At 69.1% G+C, this 10,101-nt stretch carries 8 protein-coding genes; 2 read left to right on the forward strand and 6 right to left on the reverse strand.

The genetic code is table 11. The annotated features are described in order from the left end of the window. Positions 1-209: 209 nt before the first annotated feature. The 3 genes from PUT80_RS45555 to PUT80_RS45565 form a co-directional block, all read right to left on the reverse strand. A complete protein-coding gene (locus tag PUT80_RS45555; RefSeq protein WP_275295843.1) occupies positions 210-797 on the reverse strand; it encodes a hypothetical protein in 588 nt (195 codons plus the stop codon). A 331-nt stretch (positions 798-1,128) separates the two neighbouring features. Beyond that, positions 1,129-1,323, reverse strand: coding sequence for a hypothetical protein (locus PUT80_RS45560; RefSeq protein WP_275295844.1), 195 nt, complete (start codon positions 1,321-1,323; stop codon positions 1,129-1,131). A gap of 1,085 nt (positions 1,324-2,408) precedes the next feature. Further along, entirely contained in the window at positions 2,409-3,350 is a 942-nt protein-coding gene (locus tag PUT80_RS45565) for a hypothetical protein (protein WP_275295845.1), read from the reverse strand. 383 nt (positions 3,351-3,733) lie between these two features. Between PUT80_RS45565 and PUT80_RS45570 the strand changes: the two genes are divergently transcribed. Continuing rightward, positions 3,734-4,771, forward strand: a complete 1,038-nt coding sequence (locus tag PUT80_RS45570) for a hypothetical protein (RefSeq protein WP_275295846.1) — start codon at positions 3,734-3,736, stop codon at positions 4,769-4,771. Positions 4,772-4,948: 177 nt separating this feature from the next. Here PUT80_RS45570 and PUT80_RS45575 read toward each other — a convergent pair whose 3' ends face one another. From PUT80_RS45575 to PUT80_RS45585, 3 genes are all read right to left on the reverse strand, one after another. Further along, positions 4,949-5,929: a C40 family peptidase gene (locus tag PUT80_RS45575; protein WP_275295847.1), complete on the reverse strand. Its 981-nt coding sequence runs from the start codon at positions 5,927-5,929 to the stop codon at positions 4,949-4,951. A 43-nt stretch (positions 5,930-5,972) separates the two neighbouring features. Next, positions 5,973-7,082, reverse strand: a complete 1,110-nt coding sequence (locus PUT80_RS45580) for a replication-relaxation family protein (protein WP_275295848.1) — start codon at positions 7,080-7,082, stop codon at positions 5,973-5,975. 112 nt (positions 7,083-7,194) lie between these two features. Further along, the gene (locus tag PUT80_RS45585) at positions 7,195-9,747 is read right to left on the reverse strand and encodes a DUF87 domain-containing protein (RefSeq protein ID WP_275295849.1); all 2,553 of its coding nucleotides are present in this window, start codon (positions 9,745-9,747) and stop codon (positions 7,195-7,197) included. 55 nt (positions 9,748-9,802) lie between these two features. Between PUT80_RS45585 and PUT80_RS45590 the strand changes: the two genes are divergently transcribed. Then, entirely contained in the window at positions 9,803-10,072 is a 270-nt protein-coding gene (locus PUT80_RS45590) for a hypothetical protein (protein WP_275295850.1), read from the forward strand. Positions 10,073-10,101: the final 29 nt, after the last annotated feature.

The raw sequence follows: 10,101 nt of genomic DNA on the forward strand, positions 1-10,101 counted from the left end.
CTACAACAGTGTGCGGCGGCACTCCGCTATCGGGATGCTCAGCCCCGACAACTTCGAGCAGGCACTCCGAACGGCTGCCTGAACCCCTCGTAAGCCCCTGTCCACCATTCGGGGTGAACCTCAACCGGCCAAGGCGCCACCGAAGACAGCAGGATGCCTCGACCGCCACGAAGACGGCCGAGGCATCCTCGACGGTTCTCAGCTGCAGGTCAGAACTGCCATTCCCAGCCCGAGCTGCCCTGCATCCCTTGCATTGGCGTCAGCAGCAGCGCGCCCGACGCGTCCGGTGACTCGAACTCCAGCTGGCCCGTGTACTTGCTGTTCGGCGCGTACTGGTCCGGCAGCCTCTTCGGCGAGTCGACACACATGCTGATGCTCGCCTCGTTCGTAACGCCGTCCTTGCCCCGGGTCTGGAACACCGTCGGGTTCAGCACGCCGCCCAAGCTGCTCGAAACCTGCGGGTCCATCTTGTAGGTCTGCACCGTCATGTCCACGACGATCGTGTGTTTGCCCGCGGAACGGGAGCCGTACTCGCCGCACTTCGGGTCGACGGACACCTTCGTCACCCAGAAGTCCACCGCGTTCGAGCCGTCCGGGTTGAACAGGCCGGCGCGCTCGCCGACCTTCTTCGGCAGGTAACCCTGCTCGTTCGTCCTCGGCTGCTCCGGTTTCGCGTTCTCCTGCACGGTGGCTGGTGCGGGGTTGTTCGGAAGGCTGGGCGCGGAGCTGCCGCACGCGGACAAGCTGAAAGCCGCAGCTGCTGTCGCGGTGAGCAGGGCGAAGCGCTTGGAAATCATGTCGTGGTCCCTTGGGGTGATTGTGCTGAAGAGGTCGGAGCTGGGCCTGTGTCCGTTACGCGCGTTAACGGTGGGGCTCGTCACGGTGCGCTGTCTCTGCGCTGGCGCGCCAACAGGTGCTCTGGGTGGACAAGATGTACCCGCGGGCGTGGTTGCGATCACCTCGTGGCTTGCAGACATCATGGTCGAGGACGGCGGTGGCTGCGGGCTTAACCGCTCCGCGTGCCAGCAAAGGAGCCGGACGCCCAAAGGGCCAGCAACGCCAACGAGCACGATCACGACAGCCAAGGCCGACGATAACCGCTGCGACGGTCACGGCCCGCTTCACCGGTCACCGGCCAACCGCGTCCCACTGCACGTCGACCTCGACCGGTGTGATCCCGACAAGGATCGTTTTGTTGACGTGCCCGGCGAGGCGGGCAGCGGCCTCGCGAGCTTCGCCGTCCGCGGCCGAGTGCCGGTGTCGGCGGAGGTCGAGGAGATAGCGGAGCACGTCGTTCGCATCGGTGGCTTCAGAGGCGTTCATCGGCTATTCCATCTGTCGTTTGCGCTGGTCAGCGCGAAGTATTGGTGCGTTCATGCCGGGGACATCAGGTTGATCGGCGCACGCATGGTGCGCATGCGGTGCCTGTCGGCTACCGGAGAGCCCCGTAGTGGCGTGACCGGTACAAATCTCGCAGGCTTGCCAGGCTCTGGTTGTCGCAGGTTCGACGCCAAACCGCCCACCCTTCCGCCGTGGGCGCGCCCAGCGCAGCCACGGCCCGGCGGGGGTTCGAATAGGTTGTGCCGTCGGGAAACTGAAGCCAACCGTCGGCGCGTACCACGGCCGTGTGGCGAAGGCCTTTGACGCGGCGTTCCCATACGAGTTGGTCGCCGGGTTGCAGCATTCCGTCCGCCAGGAGGTAGAACAGCCCGGAAGGCCAAGCCCGGAAAGGATCACACAGATGCACCTCAGATTCGGATGATCGGTTGGGGCCGTCTGCGGCCAATGCCTGGTACAGGCCGGTAGTCGCGCGCACGGCCGCCACGATCCGGTGCGGCCAATCATGTCCTTGCCGCCGCCACACACCTGTCCGCTCCCATCTGTCGCGGAACGCCAGCATCAACTCGACATCGACTGCTTCCGGGTCGCCAGCGCATCGATCGCGTGACGGCGCGGAGAGTCGCACGACGAAGTCCCCGTTGTGCGGTCGCATCCGAGGAAACCAGGAGCCGACCAAGAACAGCGCTGGTCCTGTGCCGTCATCCTTGCCGCAGGGGAGACGTCGATCAGCAAGCCCCACATGTCGTCGGGCGTATGCATCGGCGGAACGTCGGACGAGGTGATCGTCACTTTTGGCTGTATCGGGGAAGTCTTCGTCATCGTGCTTTACCTTCGGATGCCACGTTTCTTGCGTTCGCTGTCGTCATGGCCGTGTCGGTCCCGTCATGGCCGGTCGTGGTGAATTCCCTACCCGTCGGGGTCTCTTCGTGCGTGCCGTATGCGTGTCCGGGCTGTTCTGTTGTCCTCGCGCGAGGCTTTGCCGTCTCATGCGAAGCCGCGCGCAGGACCCGCACCCGCCGGGGACGAGGCGGCGGTCCTGCGCGCGGACGGGGGGAGCGAAGGTGTCGTCAGCCTGCGGGCGTGGCGTTCTCGGTTGTCGCCAGAACATCGGTCTTGTCCGGGTTGATCGTGAACCGTTTCGGCGCCTCACAGGTTTTGATCGCATATCCGTCGGCGACCAGCTTTTCGCACGCGTTGTTGACCGCACCGCCCGATCGGCCGAGGTCCTTACCGATCTGGGCGGGTCCGAAACTCTCGCCCGGGTGATCGGTGAGGTATTCCTCCACCAGCGCTCGCAGTGCGCCCTTGGACAGCCGCCCGTTGTCCGATCGGACGGACCCCGTCGTGCCGCTCACCGCCGGGGCCGCACTTGGGGACGGCTCCGCCTCGTCAGCGTTGTCAGCGAGCGGTTCCGTGGCAGGCGGCGGTTCGGTGCTCTCGGCATCAGAAGGCGCGGGAGCCTCTTCATCGGTGGCGTTCGCGGGGGCCTCCGGAGTCCGGTCGGGTTCCGGTTCTGCGGCGGCGTCCTGCGTTGCTGCAGCATCTTCGGCCTTCTGGCCGTCAGGATCGGCGTCCTGAGCCGTTGCGGGCGCCTCCGTGGCCGTGTTGTCGGCGGCGTCGCTGGCGTGCTCAGTCGTGTCGTCGACGCTGGGAGGCGTGGCGGCGGCCGTCTCTGCGCCGTCGGCGTCTGGTGAAACGGTGTCGTGGTCCGGCGCGGCGAGTGACCAGGTATCCGGATCGCGCGGGCCGTCGCCCGTGGTGCGGATCGCGGTGCCGTCGCCTCCCCACCGGGCCAGGATCTTCCCTGCGGTCGAACGGCCGACTTCGGCCGCCTTTGCCACTGCGGCGGCCGTGGAGCCGGGATGGCGGGTCAGAGCTTCCCGCACTTTGTCCTCCGCGGACGGTGCTTCCTGTTGGTCGCGGCCGTCGGCGACAGCGTGCAAGTGGCGGCCGGCGTCGGCGAAGCCGGTACTGGGATGACGGTTTTTGCGGTGCATGACGAACTCCATGTGCTGGTTCGGAAGGGAAGGTGATGCCCTGGCCGGGGCGTCGGCCCGCCGGTGCGCATCCGGTTGTTCGGGCTACATGTATATGGACGCTTCGTCATCACATAGATGTCAAGCGATTCGTCAAACAAGACATGTGTCTCGTGTGGACACAATGTCGATCCGGTGTTCTCGATGCACCCGTTTCGGCGAAAATCCGTTCATGTATTGACATTCGGGCGCAGACTGAGCGTTCATGGGCATGTCGTGGCACGAACGCCCCGAAAGGGCGGCGCCGCCAGTCGGCGAGAAACCCGTGCCACGCAAAGCCTCTTGATGCGACCGCTTCCCGTCTCATGCGCGGCGAAGGGTTTCCGTGAATGCCACTCAACGCAAGAAGGATGATCATGGCCAACGACAGCGTTACCGAACCAGCACCGCCGCCGCTCGCTGCGGCACACGGCGTGCGCCGCAGGCAAGGGCTTCCGCGCGATGCCGCGCTGATCGTCGCAGCGGGTGAAATCGTGCCACTACTGAAACTTCCCGGCGATGCATGGGGATTGTTGATCGTGGCGGTCGACGTTGCTCGTGACACAGGAGAGCTGGATTTGTTCGCTGGTCAGCTGCTAGCGGCGGAACCCGACGGGCGTCGGCACGACGGCGATGTCGTCGTGCAACTGGTCCCGGCAGCGACCGACCAGGTGAATCTCGTCGATGCGAGGATCCTTGTCGCCTGTGGCGGCGTCTGGGACTGTGCCGACACGCGGCGCGGGCTGGATGTCGGCTGGCCACGGCGTATCGCATCGCTCGTCTCACAGATCATGAACCCCAAGGACGCGGCTGATCCGCTGTCCGCGCCCGGGAATCCCGTGGGGGCACTGCATCCGCTGGTGTCCGCTGGACACCTTCAGGAAGGCGAAGCTTTGCACTGCCACCGTCCTGCGGCCGGGCTCGTCCACGAAGCCCGCGTCGCCAACGGAGGTATTCGCCTCGACGACGGTCGGTGGTTCGCCCGGCCCTCCGGCGCGCTCACCGCACTCGGGCACCGGCACCAGAACGGCTGGGAACACTGGTTCCGCGCGCGCGATGGGGTGCGCCTGTCCGCACTCCGGACCGCCGTGGGCATCCATTCAGCCGTCCGCACGTCCGGGCCCGGCGGCCCCGATCTGGCGACGCTGGTCGCGGCTGAAATCCTGCGGACAGGAGACCAGCTTCGCTACGTCCGGCGTATCAAAGGTGAAGTGCACACCGCCCGCGTGCTCGAAGACGGCCAGCTGCAACTCTCGGACGGAAGCCGCCACCGCACCCCGTCAGCCGCGATCCGGGCCGCGTGCAAAGAAAAAGTCAGCGAGGGCTGGCGTACGTGGCGGCGGGTCAAGGACGACCGCACGCTCCAGGAGCTCCGCGAAGAATACCGTGCGAACCAGGAAAAGAAATCGACCTAGGGCATCAGCGCGAAACCGTCGTCGCGGCGCGCGATCCACTCAATGCGGAGAACCAGGGAGAGGGGTTGGCAACACAATGGCCACGCCGTATCAGGCCTTGGAAATGTTGCGGCGCGCAAGAACATCACACCACTGTCGACCCGCGCTCGGAGTTCGTGGGGTTGTGTGGTAAACGGATCATCGTGTCGGGCGGGTGGCGCCCGCGTAGTCGTCTCCCGGGTAGCGGTAGTTGTCGATTTGCACGGGCTGGCCGAAGTCGGGGGCGTTGAGCATGTTCCCGTGTCCGAGGTAGAGCCCCACGTGCCGGATGTGTGTGGGCGGGCCGTAGTAGACGAGGTCGCCGGGCAGAAGCGGTTGTCCGTCGGGCACGCGCGTTCCTGCCCGGAATTGGGCGTCGGCTGTGCGCGGCAGGGCAATTCCGGCCGCTGCGTAGGCGGCTTTGGTCAAGCCCGAGCAGTCGAATCCGGCGTCGCCGTTCTGAGGACCGTTGCCGCCCCAGACATACGGCAGTCCTCGTTGGCCGCACGCGTAGTTGATCGCGGTCGCGGCGGCGGGGGTGGCGGCCTGGATGTGGTCGCAGTCGGCCGCTGCTGCGGTCTGGGGGCGGCAGCGGACGCCGGAGAGGGAGGCGATGATCGCGCGTGCCCTGTTTTCGTGGCGGGCGTAGGCGCCGGGGAATCCTGACTGCTGCACTTTCTGTGCGGCGTCGGTGACGCTCATGCCTTGCCATCCGGGGGTGGCCAGCAGGTGCTCGTAGAACTTGGCCGCTGCGTAGCTGGGTGTGGTGACCTGCTGCGGGGTGCCCCATCCCATGGACGGGCGTTGCTGGAAAAGGCCTTGGCTGTCGCGGTCGCCGTAGTGCAGGTTGCGCAGTTGGGATTCCTGCAGCGCGGCGGCGATCGCGATCACCCAGCCCCGTTCGGGCACGCCTTTCTGCTTGCCGACCGCGATGATGGTCGCGGCGTTCGCGGCTTGTTCGGCGGTCAGTCCCGCGACCGTGCCGGTGAGCGCGCCGTCGGGCGTACAGACCGGCGAGCCGGAGGCGTCGCTGCTGCTGCTGCCGAACAGGGCGTTGACGATGCCGGAGGCCCCGGCTCCGATGAGCACGGTCGTGACGAGGATCAGGGCGGCGACGGCGGCGAGCAGTTTGCTGCCCATGGGCGGATCGCCTCCTTTCGCTGCGCGGAGCCCGGCCGCGGGGTTAGCGTTCGTTGCGCGCGAGACGGTTGGGCGTGGCCGGTGGCGGCATCGGGTTCGGCGGCGGCAGCCGGTAGGGCGAGGCCGCCGCGGCGTCGCTGCCCTCGCCCTCGGCTTCGGGGGCGTCGGGTTCGGCGGGGTTCGCGGGTGGTGCCAGGCCTGGCCAGGCGGCGGGGAGGTCGGCGAGGCTGTAGCGCGGGTCGGCGCGGTCGGCGCGTTCGGCGCGGGCGGAGGTCAGCGGCAGCCAGACCGCCTCTGCTGGGCTGGGACGCGGCGCGGTCGGGTCGAGCAGGTCGGCCGCGGCGGTGGCCACCGGCACCGTGCGCGGGTCGTCGAGGCCGGAGTGGATGCGGGCCAGCGCGGTGCGGGCTCCGGCTTCGCGCCGTGCGGTGGGCAGCCACACCAGCACCGGGGTGGCGATGCCGGTGGCCTCGGTCAGGCGTGCGTAGCCGATGAGCTTGCGTCCGACTTTGGCGAGGGATTCGGTTCCGGTGTCGAACTCGAGGAACCATTCGGTCTCACGGGGGGTGCCTTGACCGCGGGTGCGCCAGCGGCCGTAGCCGTCGGGAATCACGAGGTCGCCGAAGTGGCGGGCGCAGCGGGATTCCGACCACCAGGCCGCGAGCGTTTCCGGACCGTCGGCCGGTGTGTGGCGGGCGCGGGCGACGAGCGAGGTGAAGAAGTCGTTCACGCCGGCGGTGTGGGCGAGGCGCTGGTTGTGGGCGATGCCCATGGCGCGGTCGTGCCGGTAGCCGAGTTCTGTGACCTCGAGGCCGTGCTCGGCGGCGAGCACGGCGGCTCCGGCGGGGCCGAGGACGTAGTGCATCGGGGCCGACCCCAGTTGCCGGAACGGCTGGAATCTGCTGACCACGCGCCAGAGGTAGAGCTCGCGGAGCCGCTGGCGGGTCGAGCGGCCGGAGGGGAAGGCGGCGTCCTGGATCTGGGCGGTGGTCAGGACTCGGTGCTCGTGCAGCAGGGCCAGCAACCACTTGTCGCGGGCGGTGAGGCGGGCGGCGAGCATGGCCTGGTGCTCGACCGAACTCGCGGCGCGGGGAGCGCGGCGGCCGGGCAGATGGCTGCGCAGGCTGTGCTGGCGGGTGGTGGTCGTGATCAACGTGCGCTCCAGATCGGTTACCAGGTTGCGGGCCGGACGGACCGCCCGGGGGTCGAGCCCCGGCGTGCGCGGGCTTTTCCTGCGGTGCAGGGGGAATCGCGTCGCGTGGTGATCAGGGGCGGGTGCGGCGCGGGTCGGTCTTGGGGGGTCGGGCTGGCGGCACTCGGCGTCCGGATGGCGCGGGCCGGGCCGTGGTCGCGAGGCGAGTAGTCGCGACGCTTTCCCCTGCGGCGGCGCGGCGGCGGGCGCGCAACGCGGCCCGGATTTCGCGGGCTCGTCCGGGGATGGGGTCGGGCAGGGGAGAGGTGGTCATGGTGAAGGGCTCGGTCTGCTGGCCGTTCACGACCAGGCGGGTGGCGGTGTGGTAGGCGTCGAGGTGGGAGAGGTCGTGTTCGGACAGCCGGGGCGCGGTGTGGCGGGCGAGTTCGCGGGCGTCTTCGGGGGAGGCGGCGTAGATGGTTTTGTTGCGGGCGTTGGTGGAGAAGCCTTCTTTGAGTTCCCGGGTCAACTGGCCGAGGTGCTGGTGGGCGAGGATGAATCCGTTCCGGAACGCGCGGGACTCGGCGAGCATGTCTTCGATGGGGTAGGGCAGGTTGAGGAAGTTGTGGCATTCGTCGATCACGGTGTGCGCGTCGGCGCGCTGGCGCTGCGGGATGCGGGCGCGGGCGGTGGTGGCCTGCCAGGTGCGTGCCACGACCAGGGAGCCGATCAGCCGCGTGGTCTCTTCGCCGAGGGAGCCTTTGGGGATGCGGACCAGGCAGAGGCCGCCCTCGTCGAGCACCTGCGACATGTCCACTGTGGATCGCCCGCCGGCGATGGCTTCCTTGACGAAGGGGCGCAGCAGGAACGCGCGCAGTTTGTTCATCAGGGGCGAGATCACCTGGGAGCGGGAGCTGTCGGTGAGTGCGTCGTACCACTCCCAGAACCCGCACAGCACCGGGTCGGCGAGCCCGGCGGTGATGCGGGAGCGGAACGCCTCGCTGGTCAGCAGCTTCGGCAAATCGGCCAGGGTCGGCACGCCTTCCTGGGCGCGCAGGGTCAGGCAGGCGGCGCGCATGAGGTCGTCGGTGCGCGGTCCCCAGAAAGCGGAGTAGACGCGGCGGAACACGGAGACGAGGTTGTCGACTTCGCGGTCGGTTTCCCCGCCCTCCAACGGGTTCAGCACCGGGGGTCGGTGGCGGGAGTCGGCGTCGAAGAGCACGACGCGGTCGGCGGCGCTGCGCGGGAGCCGGTTGAGGACGTCGGTGACGAGGTCGCCTTTCGGGTCGATCAGCACGACGCCGCGGCTGTTGTCGGCATCGTTGAGGATGATGTTGCCCAGCAAGGTCGATTTCCCTGATCCGGTCGCTCCGATGACGTGCAGGTGGTAGCGCAGGTCGGCGACGCGCAGGCCGACCGGGCGGGCATGTCCGGTGTCGGCGTGGCCGAGCGGGATCACGCCCGGCCCGGAGACGGCGACGCCGGGCGGCGGGGCGACGGCTTTGGCTCCGGCGCGTTCGACGCCGGCGATGTCAGCGTCGGTGGGCAGGTGCGCGAGCGCGGCGAGCTCAGGCACCGACAGCATGTCGCCGCGGCCGAGTCGGCGCTCGGCGAGTGCGTGGGCCGGGTGGCGCAGCCGGGTGCGGGTGTAGTGGTTGTGGTCGGTATAGGCGGCGAACGCGGAGGCGAGCGCGTGCGCGCGGCCTCGGGCGGTGTCGTGGGCCCGATGGACGAGTTGGTCGGGTGCGTCGGCGGGAAGGTCGGCGGTCACGGCGTAGCGGATGAGAGTTTCGTACTGGGGGCCGCGTTGTTTGCCCACGATGGCTTTGTTCTGGGCGGAATATTCCAGCGACAGCTGCGGGTCGGTGCTGATCCGGCGCGAGTCCGAGGTTCGGCCGCGGCGGGCGGCGTGCGCGCCCGGGGTGAGCAGGTCCAGGACGCGGCCGCCGATGCGGCCTGACCGGCCGCGATGGATGCGGCGGGCGGCGCGGCGAGCCAGGGCGACGCGGCGGCCGGTGACGGGGCGGGCGAGGACTTGCACGCAGGCGTGCTCGTCGCGGCCGAGCCCGACCGGCGCGCCCAGCAGCGCGCGGATCGGGTCGGCGTCGAAGCTCGTGCGGATCGGCAGCGCTTCGGGGCGGGCCAGCCGCAGTTGTCCGCCGACGGTGATTCGTCGTCGTCCGGCCCCGAGTGTGGGCAGGGGCGAGGTGGCGGGGTCGGTACGGGTGTGGGAGCCGGGCCAGGCAGCCTCGATCGCGCGTTCCACCAGCGACGGCGGGATGACGCCGGGGACCCAGAACTGGATGGTGACGCCGTGCTCGCCGAACAGGTAATCCATCCCCAGGTGTGGCTGCCCGGCCCACATCCGTTTCCAGGCAGGGCGCAGGAGTCCGACGAGGTTGGACCAGAGCGCGGCACCGCCGGCGGGGTCGACGGCGGGCGGCGCGAGCACGGTGATCCGGCGGGCGTCGGCCTGCAGCGCCGCGTGGCGGCGGGCGCGTCGCCACCGGCCAGTCGCCACCGCGGCGGCCAGCGCCGCGGCGAGGACGGGCGCGGCAACTGGGGCCCACGCCAGCACCCAGTTGCGCAGCGCCCCGAGAAGCGCGCCGGTGGCGGAGCCGGGGTCGCGCAGATAGTCGCCCACCCAGTTTTGCGTCACCGGGGACAACGCAGTAAGCGCGCTCATGTCGACCCTCCCTTCCGGGAATTTCGTGCGAGACAAAAGAAATGGGCTACCGGGGATGCAGGAGGGATCACGCGGGGCCGAGGTCGACCTGGCGTGGGTCGGCGGATCCGTCGCCGGGCTCAGCGGTTTCGTCGGGGTCGGCAGGACCGAGGTCGATGTAGGCACCGGCGAGGCCATGGTCGGCGCCGGGGTCGTCGTCGGCGAAGCGGGCGAGCTCGGCGGGGTCTGTTACCGGAACTTCCCGGTGTTCGTCGGTGCTGGCTGTTCTTTGTCGACGCTGGGGCGCTGGCCAGCGCGCTCTCACTCGATGGTGTGGACTCTCTGACATGACGTCAGGATTTCCGACAGGCTGCC

This window comes from Amycolatopsis sp. La24, from assembly GCF_029087445.1.
In the GTDB taxonomy this organism is placed as follows: Bacteria; Actinomycetota; Actinomycetes; order Mycobacteriales; family Pseudonocardiaceae; genus Amycolatopsis; species Amycolatopsis nivea.